Source organism: Neoactinobaculum massilliense (assembly GCF_900604955.1).
Classification (GTDB): Bacteria; Actinomycetota; Actinomycetes; order Actinomycetales; family Actinomycetaceae; genus Neoactinobaculum; species Neoactinobaculum massilliense.
On the sequence record NZ_UWPE01000001.1, the window covers coordinates 515991 to 539074 of the forward strand.

The following is a 23084-nucleotide window of genomic DNA, read 5'->3' on the forward strand; positions in this document are numbered from 1 at the left end:
TTATGAATGACGCATCTGTGCGCCCGGAGCGTTTCGATGGACTCCCTGCGTGGAGGATTTTTTCCGACGACGGCTCCACCGCTCTCGTAGCAGAACGGGGCGCGACACTGCTGTCCTGGCAACCGGCAGAGCATCTTGAGCTGATTGATAGCTATGCGGATGCGGCCGGCGTGATCGACGGTAAGGAGCGTAAAAACCTGATTGAGGCGCCGTGGGTGGGGCCGATGTCGGACGGCTATACCTTTAATGGGCGGCGTTATGACGTAGCGGAGGACGCAGCGGGCGGACTGGCCGGAAGCGTGGATTTCTCCGGTTCCGCTGCTGGCAATGCGCTGTTCCTCAAGGGCCGTGTAGGCGGGGTGGATTCCTACCCGTGGAAGCTGGCCCTCTCCGTGGTGTACTCATTGGAAGAGGGCGTGACAGATGCGGGCCGGGCCGCGCATTTGTCGGTGAGCGTCACGGTGACCAATGAATCGAGCACGCCCGCACCGGTGGCTATCGGCTGGCGTCCATCGATATGCGTGCCGGGCATTGAGGACGTGGCCAATATTGGCCTGCGGATTCCCGCGCGCACGCGGCTTGCCTCGGATCCGCGGGGCGTACCGATTCCCGGGGATCTTGCGCTCACCGGGATCACCTCCCCTCTGGTATACGGATACCTGGGGCGCAAGGACGTGACGGCTACGTTCACCAGTCTGGTCCCGCGTGCCGACGGTGTGGTGAGCACTACCGCCACGAATGCGGAGAGCGGGGATCGCGTGGAACTCACGCAGGAACCGAGTGAAGCACCGTACGTTCGCGTTGAGGCTGCCGGTAGCACGGCCGGGCAGCGTTCCCTGGTTATCGCACCGGCTTCGGCCTCTGCTAACGCCTTTAACCGCCCTGAACAGACTCCGCGGTTGTCCCTGGGGGCTGGGAAGGTCCGGACCCTCACCGCCACGCTGACGGTGCCGCTGCGGGAGGACCGCTAGGATATAGGCGGCTACACGGCGCCGCCCCGCGGTGTGCACAGAATGCGGGGCGGCGTCATTATGCACAGGTAGCGAGCGCGGCTGACGACGTGGCCGAGTGGTGGCCAGCATGGAGGTATGCGTACACCACCTCCACGTCCGGCCGGACCGGGCACCCGAACGCATCGTTACGTTGATGATGCGGAGGCAAATGCTCGTAGCCGTCTTTCCGCTCTCGCACTGGCTCCGGGAACTGGCGAGGACATCGTGGCGCTCACCGATGAGGGCGGGCCCACACGCTGGCAATTGGAATGGAAACATGTGGCGCTCATCCTGGGCGCCATGCTGGTGGGCGTACTTGCCGTGCTCATATGGGCGTTGGCTTCTCACACGGCATCGGTGAGTGATCATGAACCTGCACCGTTGCAAACCAGTGTGGAACAGGCGTCGCCCGGGGTGGAAAATCAGGTGTCGCCTGTGACAGGCGGGGAAGTAACCGCGCCGGCTCCGGCTGCCTCGACAACCGACAGCTCGGGGGAATCCGTCGTGTATGTATCCGGCCAGGTGCCTCAGGCCGGCGTATACACGCTGCCCGCCCCGGCGCGTGTAGGGGACGCCGTGCAGGCGGCTGGTGGGCTGGGACCGCAGGCCGATCCGGCGGCGGTGAACCTGGCAGCGGCTGTGGAGGACGGTGCCCACGTGCATGTTCCGGCAGTAGGCGAAACGATCCCGCCGGATGCGACGGCGGGTGGAAGCCAAGGCGGGGCGGACACGGCGGGCGCGAACAGTGCCGGGAGCGCTGGTAGCGCACTCATCAATATCAACAGTGCGAGCTCGGTGGAGCTTGAGGAGCTTCCCGGTGTAGGGCCCGCTACGGCAGCGGATATTGTCACCTACCGGCAAGAACACGGGCCGTTTGCTTCAGTGGATGATCTGGAAAACGTGCCGGGAATCGGGCCGGCTAAGCTGGCGAAGATGCGTGACCACGCAACGGTATAGCCGGGCCGGGACGAATCGGCGTGGACGGGCCGGCGCCAGGCTGCACGGGGATGCGTCCGCCCCAGCGTTTTCCCGGTTGCACCCGCCACGGCAGGATATGCGTCTGCTACCGGCGGCGGCCGCTAGCCTATGCGGCGCAGGCGCGTCACTTTACCGTGCCTGGTGGATACTGGCCGTGGTTGCTGCCGTCTGTCTGCTGGCCGGATTAGTACCGCGTCTCCGCACCCAGGCCGCGGTGAGCGCAGGGGCCGCAGGGCTGGCAGCGATAGCAGCGCTCGGCGCCACCTGGGCGGCACGGCCGCCTGACCTCATAGCGCTCGACGGCCGGTACGTCGATATTAGCGGTACGGTCATGACACGGGTGGTCGAGCGTCAGTTGCCCTGGGGTGAGGTGGAATGTACCGCACAAATTCGCCCCAGCCGCGTGGACGGTGGGTCCAGCGAATTCGGATGGAGAGTGCGGCTCCAGGTTACGGTGCCGTGTGACACACTTCGGGGCGATGCGGTGAGCGGACGTGGCCGCCTGCGTGTTTCTGATCCGAACCACCGGGAGACGGGACGCATTAATCTGGCGAATCCACGTATTGTCCGGCATCAAGCTGTCACCGCACAGATAGTCGCAAGGCTGAGTGAGGCGCTCTCGACGGTGCTCGAACCGTTCCCGGACCACGCCCGTGCGCTTATTCCCGGCGTCGCGCTGGGAGATGATTCACAGGTTCCGGATTCGCTGCGCACCGCTATGCAGTCCACCTCGCTTACTCACCTGATTGCCGTATCGGGCGGGCACGTTGCAATTGTCACCGGTGTGGCCATTACGCTGGTAGGACGCCGGCATCGGCGGCTCGCAGCCGCCTGCGCAGCGCTCGCCGTGGTGGCACTTGTGATTCTGGTGGGGCCGGAGCCATCCGTACTGCGGGCCGCGCTCATGGGTGGCCTCATTGTGATGGCGGTCGGCACTGGGCGGCCATCCGGTTCGGCGCCCGCCCTCGCCGTCGCCGTGATTGGCATGACACTGCTGTCCCCGTGGACTGCGCTCAGTTACGGATTCCTCCTGTCAGTGCTGGCCACCATGGGCATCGTACTGGTTGGTGTGCCTATGGGCGCTGCTGTTCGGGGCAGTATTCCGCGGATAATTGCGGAACCGGTGGCGATGTCCCTCGCCGCCCAGCTTTTCTGCATGCCGGTACTGGCATTGTTCACCGACCAGTCCTCGCTCTGGTCCGTTCTGGCTAACGTGGCGATCGCTCCAGCGGTGGCGCCTCTTACCATCACCGGTCTTGGCGCTACGCTGCTTGCGCCCGCGTGTCCGTGGGCTGCGCACCTCCTGCTTATCCCCGCATCGATATGTACGGCGTGGATTGCGGATGTTGCTAGTTTCTGTGCGGCCATGCCGGGGAGCGGGGTGTCTCTTGGTGTCGCTACGCTAGGTCTGATTACCGGGGGAATCCTTCTTCTTGTGCTGCCGAGTCGGTGGCTGTGGGGCGTGGGCGCGATAGTCGGGGCGACAATGAGCGTTTTCGCGCTGCTGCCCGGCGGAGGCGGTATCCCGTCGAACTGGGACGCGGTTCAGTGTGACGTCGGGCAGGGCGCCGCGCTGCTACTGCGGGCCGAGGGGCGGACGGTCATGATTGACGTTGGGCCGGAGGGCGACGCCGCCGTGCGTTGCCTACGTAGTGCTGGGGTTACGCGCATTGACATTCTTGTGCTCACGCATTGGCATGCGGATCACGTGGGTGGTCTTTCCGCCGTGCTCGACCAGGCGACGGTAGGTGAGGTATGGACGTCAGGTAATGCGGAGCCTCAGGCTGCCTCGCGGGCGGCACTACGAGAATTCCGCCGGCGGCATATCCCCGTTACGGAGGCACACGCGGGAGCCGAGGCGCGGGTAGGGGACACGGCACTTCTCCGCGTCATATGGCCAGATCACCCCCGCGGCGATGAGGCATCTGCCAACGACGACGCGCTCGTCCTACGTTCTGATGTTGCCGGTGGCATCCTCGTATTTTCTGACAGTGGAGAGGAGGTGCAGGATCGGTTATACGGCGTGCTGGGTCCAGTCAGGAGTGTGATCGTGGCACACCACGGCAGCGCGGACCAATCGGCCCGTGTGGCCGCACTGCTCAGTCCGGAGATCACGGTGGTGTCCGTTGGCGAGAATAACTACGGCCATCCCGCGCCCATCGTGGCGCGTATTTATCCGCACTATCGTGCCACTCTAGACTGTGGGGCGATCTGGTGGGCTGGCGGCTCTGTGGGCGCACAGCGCTGTGAGACCGGGTGAGGAACGACGTGTGGCAGGCGCGGTGGTTCTGAGGGCTTAAGCGGAGGAATACCGGGTCATGTGCCATGGCGGTGTCGGAGGCACGTGGGATACTGGACGCATGAAAGAGCAGGTAAAAGTTGCGCCGCTGGTTCTGATTGAGGCGGGGGAGCCCGTCCTGGGTGAGCGGGCGGCGCAACGCCTGAGAGAACAGGCCGAGGCGGCAGATCCGCGCACTCAAACCACCATTCTGGATACGCGCACATATGCGGCCGGGCGTATTCCCGTGCTCACCAGCCCGTCCTTGTTTGGGGAACCACGCGTTATTCTCGCTCGGCATGCGGAAAAGATGACCGATGGTTTTCTCAAGGACGCTCTTGCCTACAGTGAAGATCCCGCTCAGGATGTTGTATTTATCGTAGTTCATGAGGGTGGCAACCGCGGCAAGAAGCTCCTGGATGCAATGAAAAAACGAGGGGTGGTCTATTCATTTCCACGTGTCAAGCGTGATTCAGACAAGGCTGATTTGGTGCGCGGGGAGGCCCGGGCGGCTCATCGTCAGATGACCGAGGGTGCGGTGCAGGCGCTCGTGGATGCCGTTGGTCAGGATTTACGTGAGTTACTGGCGGCCACGAATCAGCTGCTCTCGGATGTGAAAGGCCGTATTACGGAAACGTCCGTGCACACGTTCTATGAGGGGCGCACCGAGGCCGGTTCGTTCGATGTAGCGGACGCGGCGTTGGCCGGGGATGCGGGCCGTGCGCTGAAGCTCTCGCGTCAGGCTGTGCAAACGGGTACCAGTCCGGTACCGATTGTCGCGGCTCTGGCAGCGAAACTACGGCAGATTGCACTTGCCCAGGTATCCGGTAAGGTAGCCAGGGGAGAGATCCAGATGGCGCCCTGGCAACTGAAGCGCGCCAAACAGCAGGCGCGGGCCTGGACAGGACGCGGCCTCGGGCGGGCGATTGAGGCTACGGCTCAGGCGGACGAAGAAGTAAAAGGTGGTTCGAAGGATCCCCAATTTGCCCTGGAACGTGCCCTTGTGCGTGTAGCGGAGGCGCGCAGGCTTACCCGTTAGCGTGGGTTGAAATACAAAGTGGGGCCGAAGCGTGCGCTTCGGCCCCACTGACATTCGCTACTTTGCGAGTGCGTTCACCTTGACGGCCAGCTTGGACTTGCGGTTGGCGGCCTGATTCTTGTGAATCACGCCCTTGGATACCGCCTTATCCAGCTTGCGGGAGGCCACGCGGAGCGCCGCTTCGGCAGCCTCAACATCGCCCGCCGCAATCGCCTCACGAGTCTTGCGCACGTAGGTGCGGAGCTCAGACTTGTAGGCCTGGTTACGCTGACGCCGCTTCTCGTTGGTGAGAACGCGCTTCTTCTGCGACTTAATATTTGCCACTGCTACTACTCTTTCAAATCGACAACATGGCCGGCGAGGGGAAACGCTTCAATGTGGACTGTGGGAGTGGGGTCCCCGTGGTTGTCATCGAAGCTGGACCGCCACCCGACCAGGTGAAAGTCCAAGAGGCAAGAATACCAGTACATGTGCGAACGGGCGAGCAATCGCCTGCCCCGCGGCGTGAGATTGCTCGCCCATTCTGTGAGCGGCCGTTACCTGCTCGGCCGCCCACGCTTGAGAGTGGTTTAGTCCTCGCCCTCACCATTTGGGGAGACCAGTACCTTGACGGCCGTCTCATTATGGTTAATGAGCTGATCGAAGCCCTTATCGATAAGATCCTCAAGATTGATCTTGCCGGTGATGAACGGTTTGACGTTGATCTTTCCGGAAGCCACCAGGTCGATCGTCTTTGGATGGGTATTCACGTAGGCAATGGTGCCGCGGATGGTGATCTCCTTGAGTACCACCTGTGCCAGATCCACGGTGGGCTTGTGACCCCAAATGGACGCGTTGACCAGGACGGAACGAGGTGCGCCGGCGTCGATGAGGGTCTGAAGCACCGGATCCGCCGAGGAGGCCTCGAACATGTAATCGGCGCCATTGCCATCGGTGAGCTCGTGTACCTGAGCGGCTACGTCCACTTCGCGGGGATCGAAAGCATAATCCACATGTGCGCTCTCGAGTGCGCGCTTGCGGCGCAGTTCGGAAAGCTCGGTGACGGCCACGGTGAGGCCCTGCGCGTGGAGTACGGAGGCGATGAGCACGCCGATTGGGCCGGCGCCGCCGACGAGTGCGAAGCCCTTCGTGGGACCGGTGATGCCGGCCTGCTCCACGGCATGCACAGCCACGGAGAGCGGCTCAATCAGCGCGGCTTCGTCCAGTGGAATGGAATCCGGAATCTTGTGGATCCACCGGCGCCGTACCACGATGTTCTCCGACAGCCCGCCGCCGCGGCCGGTGAGCCCAATGAAGTTCATGTCCTTGGACAGGTGGTAGGCGTCATTGTTCTCCGACGTATCAACGTCGTCATGTAGTACGTAGGGCTCCACCACCACGTGGTCGCCTACCTTGAGATCGTCAATGCCGTCACCCACTTCGCTGATTACGCCGGACATTTCATAGCCGAGGGTGACCGGGGCGGTTTCGTGTGCCACAGGGCTGGGGGTATTCGGGGTGGGGCAGAAAATGGGCCCGTCTAGGTATTCGTGGAGATCTGTACCGCAGATGCCGCACCAGGCAATCTTGATGCGTGCGGTACCCGGCTTGAGTTGCTGCTGCTCGATATCCTCGATACGGATGTCATGGTTCCCGTAGTAGCGTGCGGCCTTCATTGGCTCTTCTCCTCGGTAGGCTAACCGACGCGCCATCGCGCCGATAAGTGCAAACTACACACCTCTATTATAGTCGTTTTTGTCACATTCGCACAGTTCTTTGGTCGTGGAAATACCGCCTATCGGGTGCACGTGTGTGCGGAAGTTTGGGCGCACTGAAATCTTGTTCGACGACGCCGCAGTCAGACTCGTGACACGTTTCGTGGTCGGTGCACGCGTAGAAGCCGACGGGTCAGGACTACGAGTTTTGCCGCGGAGTAACCCAGGTGGACGAGGACGTCAGTTAGGCAGGATTCTCATTCGTCATGCGAAAAGCCGTAAAACATGTGTAAAGAGTCTGCACGGCCAGTGGGGACCTGAGTGATGGCGATGATGAGGAGGATCTAGTGGCGGGAAAACTACTAGGCAGCCGGAGAATTATCAGGCCGAGACGGATCGGCGTGGCCCTGCGGTAGCGAGCCATCGGTGGATTCGGAATGTGGCGTTTCGTGGGCGGACGATTCCGCCACGCCGGGGGCAGGCAGAGTATCTGCGACGTTTCCCTGGACCGCGGAGAGGGATGGCATGGCGAGGGCGGGCGGGGTGTCCGACGTCGTCGAACCGCTGGTAAGAAGGTCAGAAATCAACGCGTGCACCCGCTCCACCTTGGGCACATTGCGCAGGTAATGGGGCTGATCCGCAGCCGTGTAGATAACAAGCGTGCCTGAACCGAAGCCCCGATCCGTGATGTCACGCTTGAAGGTGAGGTCCGTGGTGCGGGCGAGTGGGATGTCATGGCCGGTACGGGTGAACACGCCGTCGCGGGCAATGACGCGACGATTTGTGACCACGTAGTAGCTCGCCGCCCAGCTCATCCAGGGCCCCAATGTGACGATCCACAGCAGGATAAGGGCTACCACGGCGTCCACCCAAAACACCGCTGGGCGCCAGGTGTGGGGTAGGTAGATGGCGCCAAGCACGGCCAGCGCCACCACAAGCGCGCCGCCAATGAAGTTGCCGGTCAGCACCTTCGCATGAGGGTGGGTTTCGAGGAGCACATGCTCCCCCTCGCTGAGAAGCTTCTTCGAAAACGCCATAGTGTCATGGTGCCACAATCTGGGCCGCCGCGATGAGTGGAGACGTGCGTGGGTGAATAGGTGAAGGCGTCGCTGCGCGCGGTGAACGGACCCGGACGGAACTTGAGCGGACACGGCGTCCCTTAGGCGTCGCTGCGCGCGGCGGACGGGCCTGTAGGGGGGGCGGTGACGATTGCGGTGGCGGTGCCATGGACGGGCTCGCGCGGATACACGCACCCGCGTGAATACATGGCGCGGTTGCCGGAATAGATCGCTAGAATAAGGCGACACGAAAAGGAGAGACGTGCCCAATTTTTCCAGCGAACAACTCGGGCTCATTGCGCCCGGCCAAACAGACCGCCAGCGCATCCGCAACTTTTGCATCATCGCCCACATTGATCACGGCAAGTCCACGCTCGCGGACCGGATGCTGCAGCTGACCGGCATTGTGAAAGCGCGCGACATGCGGGATCAGTACCTGGATCGCATGGCGATTGAGCGGGAGCGTGGTATCACCATCAAATCGCAGGCGGTGCGCATGCCGTGGCTGGTGGACGGGGAACCGTACGCGCTCAATATGATCGACACGCCCGGGCACGTTGATTTTTCCTATGAGGTGAGCCGCTCTCTAGCCGCGTGCGAGGGTGCCGTGCTGCTGGTGGATGCTACCCAGGGGATCCAGGCGCAAACCCTGGCCAACCTGTACATGGCGATGGACCATGACCTGGCCATCATCCCGGTGCTTAACAAAATCGATTTACCGTCCGCGGAACCGGAGCACTACACCCACCAGCTCTCCAGCCTGCTGGGTGTGGAGGAGTCCGAAATTCTCACCGTCAGTGGGAAAACGGGTGCCGGTGTGGCAGAACTGCTGGATCGCGTGGTAGCGGACATTCCGGCCCCGCAGGGGGATCCGGATGGGCCGGCACGGGCGATGATTTTCGACTCCGTCTACGATTCCTACCGCGGTGTGGTCACCTACATCCGCATGGTGGATGGCGCGTTTGATGCGCGCCAGAAGCTGGAAACCATGTCTACGCACACGGAGCACGAACTCCAGGAGCTCGGTGTGATTTCTCCGGAGCCCACCCCCACCCGGTCAATTCGTGCGGGGGAGGTGGGGTACCTGATTACGGGTGTCAAGGATGTACGGCAAACGCGCGTGGGTGACACGGTGACGGTTGCCTCGCGGCCCGCGTCCACGCCTCTGCCGGGATACCAGGATGCCAAGCCCATGGTGTATTCGGGGATTTACCCAATTGACGGATCGGATTTCCCGAATCTTCGTGAGGCGCTGGAGAAACTCCAGTTGAACGACGCCGCCCTGGTATTTGAGCCGGAGACCTCCGTTGCGTTGGGGTTTGGGTTCCGCGTGGGCTTCCTCGGGCTCCTTCATCTGGAGATCACGCGCGAACGTCTGGAAAGCGAATTCGGGCTGGACATTATTGCTACCGCGCCCTCCGTGATTTACCGCGTGATCACGGATGCGGGCCAGGAGGTGCGGGTAACAAACCCGTCCGAATTCCCCGAGGTCAAGGTAGCTCATATTTTTGAGCCGACGGCCAAGGCCTCCATTCTGGCGCCAGCGGACTACGTGGGCACCATCATGGAGCTGGCGCAGGAACGGCGCGGAAATATGGATGGGATGGATTACATCACCGAGGACCGCGTGGAGCTGCGCTACACCATTCCGCTCGCCGAAATCGTCACGGACTTTTTCGACCAGTTGAAATCCCGCACCCGCGGCTACGCCTCGCTTGATTATGACGTGGAGGGGGAGCAGGAGGCGGACCTCGTGAAGGTGGATATTCTCCTCAACCATGAGAAAGTGGACGCGTTCTCGGCGATTGTGCACAAGGATAAGGCGTACACATACGGTAACGCGATGTCCAAGAAGCTCAAGGCCCTCATTCCGCGTCAGCAGTTTGAAATTCCGATTCAGGCCGCCATTGGTACCCGCGTTATTGCCCGCGAAACCATCAAGGCATTGCGCAAGGACGTGCTTTCCAAGTGCTACGGCGGCGATGTGTCCCGTAAGCGCAAGTTGTTGGAGAAGCAGAAGGCCGGCAAGAAGCGCATGAAGTCCATTGGCCGCGTGGATGTGCCACAGGAGGCATTCGTGGCCGCACTCACCTCGGACGCCCCAACCGGGAAGGGAAAGTAATGACCTACCGCCACATTCACTCTTTCTCGCTGCGCGGCAGCCGGCTGGGTAAGCGTCACGAGGCGCTCCTGGCCGAACGAGCCGAGCTACTCATCAGCGTGCCCCGCGGCGAGGAACCGGTGGAAATCGCTGCGGATGCGCGGGTGGACCTGGCCGCCGAATTCGGGCGTGAGGCGCCGCTCATTGTGGAGGTGGGGCCGGGAAGCGGAGAACAGGCCGTTGGTTATGCGGTGCGTCATCCGGAGGTAAACATCCTTTTGGTCGAGGCGTGGCATCCGGGTGTGGGGCGCTGCGTGGCCTCGATTGTGCGCGCAGGCGTTGAGAACGTGCGCGTCCTCGAGGCCGACGCCGTACAGGCGCTTCCCGTTGTGTTTGGGCTCGCGGCGAGCAGGGCTGCTAGCGCGGCGGAGATTGAGGAGATTGGGCCGGGCGTGGATCCCGCGCTGCCGGGCAGCACCAACCCCCGGGCGGCAGAATTGTGGACATTTTTCCCGGATCCGTGGCGGAAAACTCGCCACCACAAGCGGCGCCTGGTCGCGCCGCGATTCGGCGTGGTAGCGGCGGGTATCCTCGAGGACCAGGGGCTGTGGAGGATGGCCACGGACTGGGATGATTACGCTTGGCAGATGCGGGACACGCTGGAGGTGCTCCCGTATTTTGAGAATCCCTACGCGGGGCAAAATCCGGATCCGAATGATCGGGAGCCGGAGCGCGGCGGATTCGCGCGGCGATGGGAGGAGCGCGAGCTCACCCGCTTCGAGGAGCGCGGGCGGGAGGCCGGCAGGAGCGTGCACGATCTGGTGGCGGTAAGGAAAAAGCGTGGCTAAACTCCCCGACGGTATTCCCGTACCTCCGGACGGCCGCGTTCCCAACCCGGACGTGTCCGCAGGATTCTCCGCGTATGTGCATATTCCGTTCTGCCGGGTGCGTTGCGGATACTGCGATTTCAATACCTACACAAATCTGAATTTCGGTGAGGGTGCGAGTACCGGGGATTATCCGGAATCGCTGGCCCGCGAAATCGCGCTTTCGCGCCGCGTGCTGGACACCGGGGATAACCACGCGGCCGTGCGCACCATTTTCTTTGGTGGCGGCACTCCCACCATGCTGCGCCCGGAGCAACTGGTAGGCGTGGTGGCGGACCTGCGGGAGGCGTTCGGCGTCGTCAGGGGCGCTGAAATTACTACCGAATGCAATCCCGAAACGGTGGGAAAGGCAGAGCTTGCGGCGCTGCGGGAGGGTGGTTTCACGCGAATCTCGTTCGGCATGCAGTCCGCGGTGCCCGCCGTTCTCCGGACGCTTGACAGGCTCCACACGCCCGGGCAGGTGGAAAAGGTGACCACGTGGGCGCGGGAACTCGGGCTCGAATACTCGGTGGACCTTATTTATGGGGCGCCGGGGGAGACCATGGAGCAGTGGGAAGCGTCCGTGCGAGAGGCCATTTCCTTCGCGCCAAACCATATCAGTGCCTACGGTCTGCAGGTGGAACCGGGGACGAAAATGGGCGCGCAGGCACGGCGCGGCGAAATTCAGCTGCCGGACCCGGACATACAGGCGGATAAATACGAACTCGCCGATACGCTGTTTACCGAGGCCGGCTACCGCTGGTACGAGATCTCCAACTGGGCGAAACCCGGACACGAGTGCCGCCATAATCTGCTCTACTGGCACAACGCGAACTGGTGGGGATACGGGCCGGGGGCGCATTCGCACATTAATGGGGAACGGTTCTGGAACGTCAAGCACCCACTGGCCTATGCGCAGCGGCTTGCATTGGGGACGACGCCGGCGCAGGCTCGCGAGGTACTGAGCCCGGCCGAGCAGCGCGAAGAGGACATCATGCTAGGTATTCGGCTGCGCGAGGGGATACCGGTGCCGAGCGGGGTGCGTGAGGAAACGCTCGCGGAGCTGCGCGGCGACGGTTTGATCGACGCCGAAGCGCTGCGTACTGGGAGAGTACGGCTCACGCGGCACGGGCGGCTGCTGGGCGACGTGGTGACGCGGGCGCTGTGGTGACGCGGGTGCTGCGGCAATGGTCAGGTGTGGGTGACGTGGGAATAGTGGGCCGCGGGCCCTTCTCACCTGCACAAAGCAAACTGCCATGGGGACTCTGATTTATTCGCTGCTGTTCAGATGATGGACCCTGGCCGCTGCATGGTAACGAGCGTCTATAGGCTCGAAGGTATCCTGACGGAGATTAACTGGTAAATGATCAGGGTTGGGTTCGGGTTTCAGTAGTGGTTTCTTGCTGCGGGTGTACGCGAGCGGAGAGATTGAGGTGACGAATGAGTAATGGCTCGAGAGATTATGGGGTGTGGCTGACCGGCTCCACCTCCGACCAACTTGCAGGCGCCGTACCTCAGGTTGCGGTGCCGTTCGTTATCGTGGCAACAGGGGGGCGTCGCGGTAGCCGGCGGCGTATCGACCGCTAGCCAGATAATTGGAATTCTCATGATGCTGTTCGGCGGCGTCATCGTGGATCGCAGCGATCGCCGCGCACTCATGTACTGGCGGGCGGTTACCGGTGCCGTGCTGTGGATGCTGCTGGGAATCCTGCTGGTTTTAGGCGTTGCCCAGCTATGGCACGTCATCGCAATTGTGATAGCTGTCCAATTTTCCTTCGCGTTGCTCTCAAATTCGGATGAAGCGGCGCTGCGTTCAATTCTCACAGATAATGAAGAATATGCTCGGGCCCGCGGTATCAATCAGGGGCGTGACGCGGTGGTATCCATCGCGGGTGGGCCGCTGGGCGGTTTCCTTTATGGAGCCGCGCACTGGCTTCCATTTATTGCCGCCTCCGTTCTGCACGCAATATATGGCCTGTGCGCAGCTCTCATCAGAACGGACCTGCAGCCCACGGAGATTACTAGAAAATCGACGAAACGTATTGGCTCGATATTCGAGGATATTGCGGTGGGGCTTCGTTTCCTGGTCAGTTCGCGAGTTCGTCTCGGAATTGTGCTGTGGATTGCTTTCGCGCAGACTGCGGCGAACATGCTGACTTTCACCACGATCTATCAATTGATGGGGCACGGATATTCCGCGGCGCAGGTTGCGCTGGTCGAGGTAAGTATGGCGGTTGGCATGATCGTGGCATCCGCGGCAGCATCGATTGCTGTTACTCGCGTTCCATCCGGATGTCTCGCAATTCTCTCGACAATCGGGCTTCTTGTAGCCGCGGTGGGAGCAACGGTGTGGCATAGCTACGGCATGCTGTTCGTTTGGTTTGGAATCGCGGGGTTGACGTTCCCGATCGGTGCTTTAGCCGTACAGGGATTTTTGTTCGCCTCTACTCCGGACAATTTGCAGGGGAGGGCGCAGTCATCTTTGACGGTGGTTTCTTCCATATTTGCCGTATGGGCGCCGCTTGTCGCATCTGCACTGGTTGTGGCTGGCCAGACCACGATGTCCTATGGGTTAGCCGCCGCGCTATTTGTACTTGGGCTTACCGCTATTTTCTGTGCGCCTGCTTTCCGGAAACTGGGGACGGCATCCGAGTGGTCAAAGGCCGAATCCGCTGCTTCACGTGCTGCTGAGGAATCAGGAGAGAAATAAGACCTGCACTGGTTGCCGCGCTACATAGTGTTTTTGTAGTATGCAGCGCGCCTAGCGTTCTAGAGATCGTACGACGCTTCGTCGATGGCCATCTTCGCATCATAGAGGCTAGCGCCAGTGCGTTCCCGATAGGCCTTGATGGCATCGATCTTGCGACCAGAGGCGATGATCTTGCGTTCTTCGTCAGATACCTCGGCGGTCTCTGTGCCGTTCTGTTGCATGCGCAGACGGTGCTGCAGGCTAGTCACTTGCGCGGCGAGCTTCTTGTTTTCCGCACGCAGATACTCAATTTCATGCGCCTGCTTGAACCACTTACCCACGAATCGGTCCTTTCGGTTATGAATGTTTAGATATGTGGATTCTTGCACGCCACGGATGAAGCCCGCAATGTCTCAGAAGGCGTGCGGCGGTTGGGTCCAGGTCAGGGCGCGTGATGGTCTGGTAATCGCTGGCGTACGCGCCTTAATCTATCCACGACTCCAGGCCATGTTGGCATCATCGATGTGAATGGTTGGTAGCAGGAGGAATATCATCCGGGTGTATGTTACGTAAGCATGTCGAGTTCGTGAATCGCGCTGGCTGTGCCACGACGCAATACGGCCTGTGCGAGGACACTCAGCGGTACAGCGGAGGTTTCATCGATTGACATTCCTATGTGCTCGGTTACCCATCTATTCGCGTAGGAAGGCCAATTGAAATCTACGGCGGGTCCTATGCCGGCTAGTGCATCTTGTCTATTGCGAATGTACTGTTGCCAACGTGGGCCGTAATAGGTCCTGAGGAGTGCTACCCATTCGCGATTTGAGTAATCGAGTAGTGTTGCGTCCGCTTCTTCAGCCCATCGCGTGACGAGTGACCATGCTTCTTTTTCCAAACTGGATTCTTTAGAATCGCAAACTGCCTCTGAGATGTCTCGTGCTGAACGTATCCACGGTTCCATATGGAAGTGCCGTGAGTGCGCTAAGACATTAGCTTGTAAGTCAATGAGCTCGAGCAAACGATCTGAGTACAGGTTGAACGCCTGAGCGTTTCTTGCCCTATATGACTCGCTCATTCGATATTGGACGGTTTTGGCCGTATTGGATATGACCTGAGCTAGTAATTCGCAGAGATCGTCAACCAGCGCATTGGTAGGATGGGCGGCTCTGGTATAAATCTCAGTTAGTCTTTCTGTCGCCGCTTCGAGTTGCAGGTGGGAATAGGGGGTTTTAGTACTGCCCCAACTTGATGCTTGTGTAATGACGGAGTCTGACGGGGCAGCCAGAATGACTGATTCTGGAGCGCCTTGGTGGTACCACTGTGGATCATATTGGTAGACGGTTGTAAGCAAGAACTGGACTATCTCATTGAGCTGTTCTGATGTATCGCCGTATCGGTTCTTGTAGAATCGCCAAAGCCATGCAGATATGTTGACTTTTCCTCCCATCCAGGCACTCTGGAACAAGAGTGAAAAAACCGGTGAACGCATGTTGAGTGCCTCAGGCGCGGCTCCAATTCCAACCATATGTCTTGATACTTCAGCATCCTTGATGTGGCCATTCGCAATGCGTGCCAACGGGCCGTCAAGCCCCATTCGTCCACCAAAATTCTCGATGGTGCACCATACCCACGGAAACTGTCTCTGCTCGAGTAGAGCATGATTGGGATGAAGATCGGATTCCAAATCAAGAATTAGACACTGCGAAGGAAACGGAATAGCTGAAAGCTTCTGCTCATCTAGCTGACCTTGCCACTGTTGCAAAACCCAAATGGAGGCAGGATCAGCAGTCTGCATCACCTTTTGTATTGCTCCAAAGATCCGAATTACGGCTGGGGGATCTACACAGCCCCCTTCATGGAGTGGGTCAGCTGAGTAGTAGTGCGTAATCTTTCCGAAAACATCGTCTTGGATTGTGTAGTAGCTCAATGCGAACTCTTGATAGTGTTCGCGCTCGGTTTGTGTTACTCCAGGATCCAATATCGCTGGTCTCCGGAATCCACACCAGGTACCCGAATCGATCGCTGAGAATCCTGAGTTCCTCTCACTAAAGTCTCTTGGTACTACCCCGGTGAACCCTGGGAAAACAGGAGTAATACCTAAGTCCGCCATGCGCTTGTGAATCCTGTGTGCCAGGTGTAAGCGGTTCGGGAACCAATCCGTAGGTAAAGGACTTCCGCAATGGGTCAGATTCTGCATGAAGAACCATGGAAGGTATGCAGCCCCAGGTAGAAAAGATCGAACTTCATCTTCTGTGTACCCATATCGTCTAAGCAGCTGTCTGTAAACTTCCTCGTGGCCCACTAAGTCGAGGAGCATGTTGACTCCGTGCATGGCGCACCAGTCGAGAAGTTTCTCCCACCTTGGCCAGTCCCAGAAGGCCATTGAATAAGAGAAGGTACAGTAATTTAAAAAGTAGCGTACGCGGTACGGGTTCGTATGTGTGCATCCTTCCTGGTGGGATTGTCTTCGCGATATATCGACGTCATTCGTATTGATGGCATCGGGATCTATTCCGATCAGATCGAGGTAATGACAGAATCCAGGCGCGAGCGAAACTCGATCTGATCCATATATCTCAATTCTCCCGTTAGTAGTTGGATGAATCTCAAAATAACTGGTGCCATTGCTTGGAGGATCTGTGGGAATAAAACGGAACTGTAGCTGATAATCTGCTCCGAGTGTTCGTCGCACTAGCCCGTCTAGTATTTCTTGGGTTTGACTGTCATTCTTCTCTGACATAAGTAAGTGCTACCAATCATATGTGGGGTGTGGATATTGATCGACTACATCCTGATGCAAAAGGTTGCTCTGCTTTACCCCTTGACGGATCCTGCTACCAATCCACTGACGATCCACTTTTGGCAGAAGATAAAGAAGATAAAGATCGGTACCAAGGCACAGACTGTCACGGCCATGAAGAGGGGCCAATTTGTCCCGAACTGGCTCACAGCGTTGTATACCTGGAGGACGACGGTTTCCTTCTCCGGTGAGGAAATAAATACGTTTGGATATAGGAAATCATTCCAGGTGCCGATCACTTGAAATACGATGACGGTCACGAGAATAGGTCGTATGACCGGAAGCACGATAGAGAAATAGATCCGCAACGGCCGTGCGCCATCTAGCTTCGCAGCCTCGAAGAGTTCCTTAGGTACTCCACGCATATAACCGACGATCAGGAAGTAGCAGAATACTGCGCCACCTGAGTACAACAGAATCAAGCCGAGTAGGGAATCAACAAGCCCCCACGAGGCTTCCATCTTGTAGAGCGGGATTAGAGTGGCCTGGGCGGGTACGGTGAAGGCAACCATAAGAATGATGCCGACGACCCGCGTTAATACCCATTTCTTTAGGACAACGCCGTAGGCGGCAAGCGAGCCAACCAGCACCTGGATTGCTACCGCGACCACCGTAACGAGCAGCGTGTTCAGGAAGGCTCTGATCATTGAGCCATCTTGAAATGCGTTTGCAAAGTTAGTGAGGGTTAGCTCAGACGGCAACGCTAACGGATGTAAAGTCATATCGACTTGCGACTTGAACGAGTTAACGAGCACGTACCACAGTGGTAGTGCGGAGACTAAAGCAATTGCCAGCATTATTATTGAAAGTACGATTCGCTGGGTCGTCCGCCTGCTGTGGCGATTCATGAAAATCTCCTTGCGATCTTTTGAAAGATTCCGATGTAAGCCATGATCACGACGAAAGCAACAATCGAGAACAGTACAGCTAGTGCCGAGCCGACGCCGTAATCAGATTGTCCAATGCCGCGTAGCACAATGTCTTGCGTGATTGTATGAGTCGCATATCCCGGCCCGCCACCTGTTAATGTCAGTGGAAGTTCATAAACTTTGAGTCCTCCGCTTATCAATAGGAAAAGGGACACCATCATTGCAGGAACTAATTGCGGAACTGTTATATGAATGAACTGTTGCCATGTGCTTGCTCCATCCACCGAAGCCTGTTCATACAGATCCCTTGGGATTGACTGAAGATAAGCAAGGTAGAGCGTTGCGTGCCATCCAACTCCAGCCCAAACTGCGATTAAGATAACTGAGATTTTCGCCAGCGTACTGTCTGCAAGCCATGACACAGGATCAATTCCAAACCGACCGAGAATGGAATTTATGACTCCAGATGATAACGGGGAAAGCAGATACTGCCAGACCGAGCCGAGAATTGCTGCCGACGGTACGCCAAGAAAGAAGAATAGTGACCGCACAAAGGAGCTTCCAAAGAATTTTGTGTTGACAATGACGGCTAGAGGAATCGCGAGGAGTGTTATTAGTGCACTTGAAGCTGCTGCAAATACTATCGTGAACGAAAGGCCCTTTAAGAGACTAGGGTCGCTGAATACCTCCGTGTAGTTTTGTAATCCGACAAATGAATAGTTCGAGGTATAGCCGTTAAAGTCAGTAAACGAATATACGAGAGACTGAGCTAAAGGGACGATAGTCAGTACAGCGAATATACAGACGATGGGTAGGAGTAACCAGACGGTAGCGATTCGTTCACTTCCTGATCTCCACCTAGTACGTTGTGTTGGCTGGGATGTGGCACTGTTGACTGCCATAGATGGTTCACACTTCCGCTTGTCAGAAATATCGGCTTATTACGACATTGCTGGAATTCTTCTGAGACGGCGTCACAAGAGACGCGACGCCGTCTCTATTTTGGTTAGGCGTCTGTATTTACTTGCTGACGCTTTCCCATTTGCTTTGTAAGGTATCTGCCATTTCTGCCGGGGTTGTTTGACCCTGAATCAACAATTGCTGCTGGGAAAGAGCCTCGGATGTCATGGCTTCGGACGCTTTGGACCACGTAAGGCCGTAATACTTTCCTTTTAGCAGATAGTCCGTTGCAACCGGTTGGAACTGCTCGTACGTTCGGGAGGTGTAATTATCGGATAGTGATGTACCGCCCGTCCCTTTCACTGTAAGTTCGATTCCCTTCGCACTGTTGAGGAATGCTAGAAATCGTTCTGCGGCAGCTTGCTTATCTTTTGAGGCACTTGCAGAAATTGCGTATCCACCATCAGGTCCGCCGTTCACGTATGCGGAGCCGCCCGGATATGCAGGAAATGCTGATACGCCGAAGTTGATTCCTGACTGAGATAGTTGTGTGTAGTCCCATGGGCCCGTCCGATAGACGGCAGCCTGGCCCGAAAGGAATGCTTGGACGATCTGGTCCTGGGGTAGCGTCACGTTCTCCTTTGTAACGACGCCATCTTTAATGAGCTTCTGGTACTGCTCAAGGGCCGGTTTCCACGTTTTCGCTACAGTCGATTCACCAGTATCGATGGATTCATCCATTGGAAGGAGACCCTGTTTATCCTGATAACTCGCTATGAGGGCCTGGAGTGTCCCTGAGACGATGGAATCAGTTTCGTCCAAGAACGGGTATGGCACCCCATCTGCCTTCAGTTTCTGGCACATCGTAATGAAATCGCTCAAGTCGGTTGGAACACTGCTGTACCCAGACGCTTTGAGAAGATCCTTATTGTAAACTAGGCCAGCAAACCAGGCTGTTGTTGGCATCCCGTAGACTTTGCCGTCGCGGCTGTACAGATCGAAACTCTTCTCGGGGAGTCCTGAAAGAAAATCTTTACCCGAGAGATCCAATGCAGCTCCGGCATTCATGATGTCGTTACGATTATCTAGCGTAATGACAAATACGTCGGGAGTGTTGTTCCCCGCGATACGGGTTTGCAGAGTCTGAACGTATTCTTGCGGGTCGTTACCGTACGTTACTTTGACGGAGACGTCGGGATTCTCCTTTTCAAACTCTGCAACAATTGGTTTTGTAATTTCTTCGCCATGGTAGGAGAAGTAGGTTATCTCGGTGTCCCCCCCCCCCCGAACTGCTGGTACCTGCGCATGCTGTGCTACCTGCCAACACTGCAGCAACGACTACTGATAGACCAGCTAGCTTTCTAAAGTAAACCAATGCAACCTCCATCGCTTGCATATTTGAAGCTCACTACTCGCCAACGCGTTGCGAGGCGTGGACTACCACTTTCGCTCAACCTATATCGAGCTTGTATCAAAAGATAGCGATTTAGTGGTATTAGAATCAGGACAAATGTCCTTCACTAACATATTTTAAAAACGGAGTCTATTGGACATTTGATAGTAGACGCCTTAGATTTTCATGAGTTTGTTGGCGGGGAACACCGCTACGGAACTTCCCTATGCTTCGTAGGCTAGAAATGAGCATGATACTTAACGGTTACCTACATACAAGATACATAACAACGGGTGGTTTCAGGGCTGACGGATTAGTTGTTTCGTAGCAATCGCAGTTTTGGGGGACTCGGAGTTTTCAAGGAATGGATAGCCGGGGAAGTTATTTCTTTGTTTGGAATTGTTATATTCAAAGATCGTAGAGGAAAGGCCAATGATAAGCAGGAAGAGCTTGGTTTAGCGAAGACTGATGGCTAACCGCGCGGAACCACTAATACTCATCACGAATTAGATGCGGCGGTCGAGGCGGCATACAGCGTGGACTTCCGCGGCGTCGAGCAAAAGATCGTTGCCCACCTATTCGATCTGTACGTGCAGACCACAACGTAGGAACGGTAACGATTATCGGGTGCCCTGTGACATCACGCGGTATCACAGGGCACTTACCAGTAAGAGGAACCTAGGTGTCTTCAGTGCCTCTGGCCTCCCGCGCGCCCTTTACTTGGCCGTGCCAGACGGCGTCGTACTAAACGCTGAGACGGAGGCAGCGCGAATCCGCTAGTCCCATTCCGCGGTGTCCGGGTCCACACCGTGGGTCCGTGCGTTCGCGTCAATAATCGCTTTCAACCACACGGTGAGGCCCTCCGCGTATGCGTCGTAGTGTGCGGTGAAGCGGGGATCCTCAACATACGTACGGGCCAGGATCACCTGACGCTCATAGGAAACAGGCATGAACTGTCCGATCGCGGCGCGATGCGCCTCGGCCAGCGCATTAGCCTCCTCCGAACCAGGTTTCACGCCCGCGTGCATCGCCTCTGCAAGCTGGTGATCGACGTCGTCCATGCGTTCCTTCGTATCCGTCCAATCTGATGCGGACATGGCGGCCGTCTGCTTGGAACTCTCCGCCCATGCGTCGGTATCGCCCCAGTGCTCCTCGGCTTCCGCCTGCCAGGCGGGCAAATTTGCTTCGCCCAGCACCTTTGCCACATCCTCCACCGACAACTTGTCTTCACCCATTGCATCCTCCAAGAGTTGATCGAGAGCTTGAACCATCTGGCCAAGCTCGTCCTGCTTCTGTATAAGCAACGCGCGCTGCCGGCGGAGATGCTCAATGCGGTCGCCGCTGGCGAGTACCTCACGGATTAAGCCGAGGCTCATGCCGGTGGCGCGATAGATGAGAATCTGCTCAAGACGCGCAATGTCAGCGTCGGAATAGAGCCGGTACTCGCCGCTTGTTCGTCCCGACGGCGCGATCAGCCCGCGCTGCTCCCAGTAGTGAAGCGTACGCACCGACACGCCCAGAAGCGCGGCGACCTCGCCGACCGTTCGAAACTCGTCTTCGTTGCTCATAGAGCCATCCTGATGCCTGACGCCGCGTCAGGGTCAAGCGGTAGGAGCATCTCCTGTGGGACGGCCGTGCAACAATGAACCAATCGCAAAAATGGAGGAGGCGGCGCATGACCTGGAACGTTGAGTTCGGCAAGGTTGCTCCCGGTGACGTGAGGCGGATCATTGCCACGCTGCCCGAGTGGTTTGGGCTGCCGCAGTCGAACGAGGAATACGTTGCCGCGGCCGGGGAGAAAGAAACCGCGTACATCCGCGAGGGTGGACACGCGGTTGGCGTCGCAATACTCGATCGGCACTTCTCCCACGTGGTCGAGGTGCATTTTATGGCCGTTGAACGTTCCTATCACGGCCGCGGGATCGGTACGGCGCTCATCGCCGCAATCGAATCGAACGCCCGCGCACAGGGCGTGCGCCTCCTCGAGGTAAAGACGCTTGGTCCCGCCCACCCGGATCCCGGCTACGCGCAAACGCGCCACTTCTATGAGAGCGTGGGATTCCTCCCGCTGGAAGAAACCGACCTCTGGGGTGAGGACAATCCGTGCCTCATCATGGTCAAGCCGCTATAGGCGAGCAGATAGTCACGGACCATCCCCGGACTCGGCCTTACTTGCTAATGAGTACGCAGTAGGCGATCAGCTGGTCCAGCCGCCGCACATCCACCTTGCGCCCGAGCTTAATCTTCAGGTGCCCGGCGCGCGTCCAGAGTTCCACCTCGCCATTCCAATCCATGTGGCCTGCGTTCTCCGTGGACCACATGTTGATGGTGGAGTAGGGGATCGAATAGATCTCTACCTTCTTGCCCGTCATGCCCTGCGAATCGCGAATAATGAGCCGCTTGGACGTGAAAATGGCCGAATCTCGGAAGGTCTTGTAGGCCGCATACGGCTGTTCGCCCTGCACGATGATGCTATTGACGTCCTTGGGAATCGGCACTTCCTCGAAGAAAGTCCATTCGGTGATCCCTGTTGTTTCCACGGTGGCTCCTTTGCGCCGCAATTGTTTACCGGGCGAAAAGCATACTCGCGCGGGTAGCGGCGTAGCCACGCAACCTCCGTCCCTTGTTCCGGCCGCCACGTGGGACGACGTCGTCGCGGCGCGCAGGTACGAACCTGCGCTAGCACGTGCCTACGGCTATCACGAATTAATAAGCGCGTCCACGCGAGCATTCCACAGTGCATTGCCATGGGCGTAGCAGCGGTGGTTGCCGGGAGGTATGTGCGGACGTGGCGGTGGCGTGAACTAAAATTTGTTTGTCGACGCAACCGGAGGTGCGCAATGTTTGCTATTCATGTCTTTGACCCGTCGCTGTGCTGTTCTTCGGGCGTGTGCGGAGCCGATGTTAATCAGGCGCTTGTCGATTTCAACGCGGCCGTAACTGCCGCGCATGAACAGGGCATTGAGGTGGTGCGCCATAACCTCGCCAATGCGCCACTGGATTTTGCCCGGGAGTCCGTCATCAAACAATTGCTCGCGGTCAAGGGGGCTGGCGCGCTGCCCGCCATCGTAGTGGATGGCACTCTCGCGCTCGTTGGGCGTTACCCTTCGCTCGAGGAATTGCGGAGGTGGGCCCGTGAGGGTGCGGGATTACTGTCGACGACGCCGACCCGACGTGCGGGCACGCGGTGCTGCGAGGGCTCAGGATGCTGCTAGCGTCGTGGCCGCCCACCACGCCATTCCTTATGTTCACTGGGAAAGGCGGCGTCGGGAAAACCACCCTGTCGTGTGCCACCGCCGTACAGCTGGCCCGGCGTGGCAAGCGTGTGCTACTTGTATCAACGGACCCGGCCTCGAATATTGCCCAGGTATTTGGCCACCCAATCGGCGCGCATGTCACTGCACTCGGGGACCTGGTGCCGAGCTTT

20 protein-coding genes and 1 pseudogene are annotated in these 23084 nt (G+C 58.3%); 11 read left to right on the forward strand and 10 right to left on the reverse strand.

What is annotated here, in order from left to right; translation table 11 throughout:
• Positions 1-2: 2 nt before the first annotated feature.
• The 4 genes from EIH27_RS02300 to holA all read left to right on the forward strand — a co-directional run bounded on the left by EIH27_RS02300 (position 3) and on the right by holA (position 5287).
• Positions 3-971 carry an aldose 1-epimerase gene (locus EIH27_RS02300; RefSeq protein WP_164461576.1) on the forward strand — a complete coding sequence of 323 codons (969 nt, stop codon included), beginning with the start codon at positions 3-5 and terminating at the stop codon, positions 969-971.
• Positions 972-1088: 117 nt separating this feature from the next.
• The gene (locus tag EIH27_RS02305) at positions 1089-1949 is read left to right on the forward strand and encodes a helix-hairpin-helix domain-containing protein (protein WP_206424857.1); all 861 of its coding nucleotides are present in this window, start codon (positions 1089-1091) and stop codon (positions 1947-1949) included.
• Between the two features lie 175 nt (positions 1950-2124).
• A complete protein-coding gene (locus EIH27_RS02310) occupies positions 2125-4230 on the forward strand; it encodes a ComEC/Rec2 family competence protein (protein ID WP_164461577.1) in 2106 nt (701 codons plus the stop codon).
• 100 nt (positions 4231-4330) lie between these two features.
• Positions 4331-5287 carry a DNA polymerase III subunit delta gene (gene holA, locus EIH27_RS02315; RefSeq protein WP_241152937.1) on the forward strand — a complete coding sequence of 319 codons (957 nt, stop codon included), beginning with the start codon at positions 4331-4333 and terminating at the stop codon, positions 5285-5287.
• Between the two features lie 57 nt (positions 5288-5344).
• Here holA and rpsT read toward each other — a convergent pair whose 3' ends face one another.
• The 3 genes from rpsT to EIH27_RS02330 form a co-directional block, all read right to left on the reverse strand.
• Positions 5345-5611: a 30S ribosomal protein S20 gene (rpsT, locus tag EIH27_RS02320; RefSeq protein ID WP_124039371.1), complete on the reverse strand. Its 267-nt coding sequence runs from the start codon at positions 5609-5611 to the stop codon at positions 5345-5347.
• 245 nt (positions 5612-5856) lie between these two features.
• A complete protein-coding gene (locus EIH27_RS02325; RefSeq protein ID WP_124039372.1) occupies positions 5857-6942 on the reverse strand; it encodes a 2,3-butanediol dehydrogenase in 1086 nt (361 codons plus the stop codon).
• A gap of 401 nt (positions 6943-7343) precedes the next feature.
• Positions 7344-8018: a PH domain-containing protein gene (locus EIH27_RS02330; protein ID WP_124039373.1), complete on the reverse strand. Its 675-nt coding sequence runs from the start codon at positions 8016-8018 to the stop codon at positions 7344-7346.
• Between the two features lie 283 nt (positions 8019-8301).
• On the opposite strand from EIH27_RS02330, the gene lepA reads away from it, so the two are divergent.
• The 4 genes from lepA to EIH27_RS02350 all read left to right on the forward strand — a co-directional run bounded on the left by lepA (position 8302) and on the right by EIH27_RS02350 (position 13716).
• Positions 8302-10161, forward strand: coding sequence for a translation elongation factor 4 (gene lepA, locus EIH27_RS02335; protein WP_124039374.1), 1860 nt, complete (start codon positions 8302-8304; stop codon positions 10159-10161).
• The gene (gene trmB / locus EIH27_RS02340) at positions 10161-10988 is read left to right on the forward strand and encodes a tRNA (guanine(46)-N(7))-methyltransferase TrmB (RefSeq protein WP_124039375.1); all 828 of its coding nucleotides are present in this window, start codon (positions 10161-10163) and stop codon (positions 10986-10988) included. Before lepA ends, trmB begins: the two co-directional genes overlap by 1 nt.
• Positions 10981-12177 (forward strand): radical SAM family heme chaperone HemW, encoded by a 1197-nt coding sequence (gene hemW / locus EIH27_RS02345; protein WP_124039376.1) that lies wholly within the window; start codon positions 10981-10983, stop codon positions 12175-12177. Before trmB ends, hemW begins: the two co-directional genes overlap by 8 nt.
• Positions 12178-12525: 348 nt before the next feature.
• The gene (locus EIH27_RS02350) at positions 12526-13716 is read left to right on the forward strand and encodes an MFS transporter (RefSeq protein ID WP_164461578.1); all 1191 of its coding nucleotides are present in this window, start codon (positions 12526-12528) and stop codon (positions 13714-13716) included.
• A 59-nt stretch (positions 13717-13775) separates the two neighbouring features.
• On the opposite strand, the gene EIH27_RS02355 is transcribed toward EIH27_RS02350, so the two are convergent.
• The 6 genes from EIH27_RS02355 to EIH27_RS02380 all read right to left on the reverse strand — a co-directional run bounded on the left by EIH27_RS02355 (position 13776) and on the right by EIH27_RS02380 (position 21225).
• Positions 13776-14036, reverse strand: a complete 261-nt coding sequence (locus tag EIH27_RS02355; protein ID WP_206424858.1) for a hypothetical protein — start codon at positions 14034-14036, stop codon at positions 13776-13778.
• Between the two features lie 224 nt (positions 14037-14260).
• Positions 14261-16435 carry an alpha-N-acetylglucosaminidase gene (locus tag EIH27_RS02360; RefSeq protein WP_124039378.1) on the reverse strand — a complete coding sequence of 725 codons (2175 nt, stop codon included), beginning with the start codon at positions 16433-16435 and terminating at the stop codon, positions 14261-14263.
• A 74-nt stretch (positions 16436-16509) separates the two neighbouring features.
• On the reverse strand, positions 16510-17292 hold the full coding sequence (locus EIH27_RS02365; protein WP_206424859.1) for a carbohydrate ABC transporter permease: 783 nt from the start codon (positions 17290-17292) through the stop codon (positions 16510-16512).
• A 47-nt stretch (positions 17293-17339) separates the two neighbouring features.
• A complete protein-coding gene (locus EIH27_RS02370) occupies positions 17340-18266 on the reverse strand; it encodes a carbohydrate ABC transporter permease (RefSeq protein ID WP_124039380.1) in 927 nt (308 codons plus the stop codon).
• Between the two features lie 118 nt (positions 18267-18384).
• A complete protein-coding gene (locus EIH27_RS02375) occupies positions 18385-19599 on the reverse strand; it encodes an ABC transporter substrate-binding protein (protein ID WP_124039381.1) in 1215 nt (404 codons plus the stop codon).
• Positions 19600-20433: 834 nt separating this feature from the next.
• A complete protein-coding gene (locus EIH27_RS02380; protein WP_124039382.1) occupies positions 20434-21225 on the reverse strand; it encodes a MerR family transcriptional regulator in 792 nt (263 codons plus the stop codon).
• Positions 21226-21332: 107 nt separating this feature from the next.
• Between EIH27_RS02380 and EIH27_RS02385 the strand changes: the two genes are divergently transcribed.
• Positions 21333-21788, forward strand: coding sequence for a GNAT family N-acetyltransferase (locus EIH27_RS02385; RefSeq protein ID WP_124039383.1), 456 nt, complete (start codon positions 21333-21335; stop codon positions 21786-21788).
• Positions 21789-21825: 37 nt separating this feature from the next.
• Here the strand turns inward: EIH27_RS02385 and EIH27_RS02390 are convergent, their stop codons facing one another.
• On the reverse strand, positions 21826-22197 hold the full coding sequence (locus EIH27_RS02390) for a PH domain-containing protein (protein ID WP_124039384.1): 372 nt from the start codon (positions 22195-22197) through the stop codon (positions 21826-21828).
• A gap of 300 nt (positions 22198-22497) precedes the next feature.
• Between EIH27_RS02390 and arsD the strand changes: the two genes are divergently transcribed.
• Together arsD and EIH27_RS08050 are read left to right on the forward strand one after the other, a co-directional pair.
• On the forward strand, positions 22498-22872 hold the full coding sequence (arsD, locus tag EIH27_RS02395) for an arsenite efflux transporter metallochaperone ArsD (protein WP_124039385.1): 375 nt from the start codon (positions 22498-22500) through the stop codon (positions 22870-22872).
• A gap of 29 nt (positions 22873-22901) precedes the next feature.
• Positions 22902-23051 (forward strand): annotated as a pseudogene (locus EIH27_RS08050) (ArsA family ATPase); the annotation flags it as partial.
• Between the last annotated feature and the right edge of the window lie 33 nt (positions 23052-23084).

Coding starts and splice junctions, on each gene's coding strand:
- EIH27_RS02300 (WP_164461576.1), top strand. CDS start 3: ATGAATGACGCATCTGTGCGCCCGGAGCGTTTCGATGGACTCCCTGCG.
- EIH27_RS02305 (WP_206424857.1), top strand. CDS start 1,089: ATGCGTACACCACCTCCACGTCCGGCCGGACCGGGCACCCGAACGCAT.
- holA (WP_241152937.1), top strand. CDS start 4,331: ATGAAAGAGCAGGTAAAAGTTGCGCCGCTGGTTCTGATTGAGGCGGGG.
- EIH27_RS02325 (WP_124039372.1), bottom strand. CDS start 6,942: ATGAAGGCCGCACGCTACTACGGGAACCATGACATCCGTATCGAGGAT.
- EIH27_RS02330 (WP_124039373.1), bottom strand. CDS start 8,018: ATGGCGTTTTCGAAGAAGCTTCTCAGCGAGGGGGAGCATGTGCTCCTC.
- trmB (WP_124039375.1), top strand. CDS start 10,161: ATGACCTACCGCCACATTCACTCTTTCTCGCTGCGCGGCAGCCGGCTG.
- EIH27_RS02360 (WP_124039378.1), bottom strand. CDS start 16,435: ATGTCAGAGAAGAATGACAGTCAAACCCAAGAAATACTAGACGGGCTA.
- EIH27_RS02365 (WP_206424859.1), bottom strand. CDS start 17,292: ATGCTGGCAATTGCTTTAGTCTCCGCACTACCACTGTGGTACGTGCTC.
- EIH27_RS02370 (WP_124039380.1), bottom strand. CDS start 18,266: ATGGCAGTCAACAGTGCCACATCCCAGCCAACACAACGTACTAGGTGG.
- EIH27_RS02380 (WP_124039382.1), bottom strand. CDS start 21,225: ATGAGCAACGAAGACGAGTTTCGAACGGTCGGCGAGGTCGCCGCGCTT.
- EIH27_RS02385 (WP_124039383.1), top strand. CDS start 21,333: ATGACCTGGAACGTTGAGTTCGGCAAGGTTGCTCCCGGTGACGTGAGG.
- arsD (WP_124039385.1), top strand. CDS start 22,498: ATGTTTGCTATTCATGTCTTTGACCCGTCGCTGTGCTGTTCTTCGGGC.